This window comes from Nostoc sp. WHI (genome assembly GCF_015714725.1).
In the GTDB taxonomy this organism is placed as follows: Bacteria; Cyanobacteriota; Cyanobacteriia; order Cyanobacteriales; family Nostocaceae; genus Nostoc.
Genome location: NZ_WBKM01000362.1, coordinates 1 through 2,010, shown reverse-complemented (window position 1 = coordinate 2,010; position 2,010 = coordinate 1). Strand labels below are relative to the sequence as shown.

3 protein-coding genes and 2 pseudogenes are annotated in these 2,010 nt (G+C 43.5%); all 5 read left to right on the top strand.

Annotated elements, in window-relative coordinates; all coding sequences use genetic code 11:
• Positions 1-240 (top strand): annotated as a pseudogene (locus F8S12_RS37195) (hypothetical protein); the annotation flags it as partial.
• A 65-nt stretch (positions 241-305) separates the two neighbouring features.
• A complete protein-coding gene (locus F8S12_RS37190; protein ID WP_196521341.1) occupies positions 306-626 on the top strand; it encodes a hypothetical protein in 321 nt (106 codons plus the stop codon).
• A complete protein-coding gene (locus F8S12_RS37185) occupies positions 616-1,056 on the top strand; it encodes a hypothetical protein (protein ID WP_196520303.1) in 441 nt (146 codons plus the stop codon). The genes F8S12_RS37190 and F8S12_RS37185 overlap by 11 nt, the downstream gene beginning before the upstream one ends.
• A 6-nt stretch (positions 1,057-1,062) precedes the next feature.
• Positions 1,063-1,353 (top strand): hypothetical protein, encoded by a 291-nt coding sequence (locus F8S12_RS37180; RefSeq protein WP_230968537.1) that lies wholly within the window; start codon positions 1,063-1,065, stop codon positions 1,351-1,353.
• Position 1,354: 1 nt separating this feature from the next.
• Positions 1,355-2,010: pseudogene (locus tag F8S12_RS37175) on the top strand (hypothetical protein); the annotation flags it as partial.

Genomic DNA, 2,010 nt, shown 5'->3' with positions numbered 1-2,010 from the left:
CAGGTTTCAAACCAAGAAATTCAATCCTTGGAAGATGTTCTCAACGTCGGGATTGATGCTTACACAACTGATAAAGCAGACCAGTTGCTATCAACGATTCGCAATGCTCCCAAGGACGTGGTGAGCAAGTTTGTCTCTAAAGCGATGGAGGAAGAAGCTGACGTGGAATCCTTTCGTGCAATCGGTAACGAACTCGTTGAAGGGATTTTCGGTATTAGCTTGGCAAATGCAGCCGAGTAAATTTTTGGGATTAGCAGCAGCATTGAATATGCTGCTGCTGACGATCATTTTGGGAGTGGCAATTCATGGAGCAATACAAAGAACGGACAAGACAACAAATCAATATTCACCTGAAGACCGATGGCGAGCTGAATCTGTCAGGACTAACGCTAAAAGATTTGACTCCAGAAGAGTTCATTATCCTCCAAGAACTGATTGATGAATCGAAAGTGCGATCGCACAACGCCAACAGAGTTGAGGAATTGATGCAGCGAGGTTTAATGGCTCAAGGAGTGATTGCAGCCTTTGCTATTTTGATGTTTTCGTTCATCGGTATCTACGGTATTTATCGTTACATCGGTCAACAAGTTCAACAAATTCACGAGACGTATAGCAATGTTAGGTAAATGGCTTCCTGGTTTATTTGGTAGTAAAAATGACGGTATAGTTTCAACAGATTTAAGAGTGGGAGATGCTACTCAAATTGAGGGAAATCTACCTTCATCAATCCGCGATCGCTACACATTACCTGCTTACACTACAGCACAGCAAGTGTTGGATGAGGCTGAGGTGGCTGGCACTTTGAAGGCACAGAAGTGGCTACATACAAAGTTCTCCCGGCACAAGCTCAAACAGTTGCAATCTTTGGCAGAAATGTATAAAAACCAATTGGCATATTCCCAAGAAGCCATGAAGGTTGAGGAAGATTTGCAGCGTACCAGGGCGTTACATGGGGAAGCAGTGATTCGTCATGCCTTCGGTTCCCAGGAACAGCAGCGCCAGTTGGGGGGATACGAGAAAGCATTTGATGAAGTTGGTGATTCATTCAGGTTTTAGGAGGTAATGATGGAAATTAAGTTATCTCATGTTGGTTACGGAGTATGCGGGATTGGAATGTCTATGTTCATAGGCTATTTATCAGTTGCCAGTCCCATTAGTCGGTTTGTGCTGTGGATTATTGGCATGGTGTGCGTTTGTTGTTTGGCTTTGGGGTTATTTAATTTTGGTGGATTAGTTGCTAAAGGTTACGGATTCAATCGAAAAACTTTCATTATCGGGCTGATGCCTGGGGTGATATTTACGAGTGTGTTCTTGATGTTGGTTAGTGCTGGTGTAGCATTGGGAGTCAGGTAGAATGACATTTGAATTAGAGCGCTTAAGTTCTAGCGCTGTGATTAATGCGGAGCGAACTATTTTATGTTCATTGGGAGTATCAGCAGTCATGTGTCTGTCTGCTCCTTTTTTCTTAAACACTGACCGAATAACAACTGGGATGTTGCTTGGTGCTGGTACTGTTTGCGCTGGACTGTTTGGTGTGTCTGCTCAAATTAGTGAAAGTAAAGAAAAGGTGTACAAGTCTTTGCAAGAAGCTGATTTGAAAGCGCTTAAGCAGCACTTACAGGGACAAGCAGCTTATGATTATGTGACGACTGCGATTGCTGCCAAGCGCCGAGTTGCTGATTATGTAAATCGTCTGCCTGTTAATGAAAGACCCCGGTGGATAACTGAATATCAGTTACAAGGATTGGTGACACTTCCCGAACCACCAGCACAACAATTACCCCCACGTCCTGGTATTCCCAATCCCGATATTGCTGACATTGATGAAGAATTAGTGCAGTCGGTGATTAATCCGGGTGCGATGAAGGTAATGCATGTCATTGCTGCTAATTATCCTGAGTACATCAGAATTGATGGTGCTTGGATCGATGAACTGTGTAATGCTGCATCTAATCAAAATATGACTCTTCGCAGTAATCACCATTTTTACCTTTCTGGCGGTACACAGTC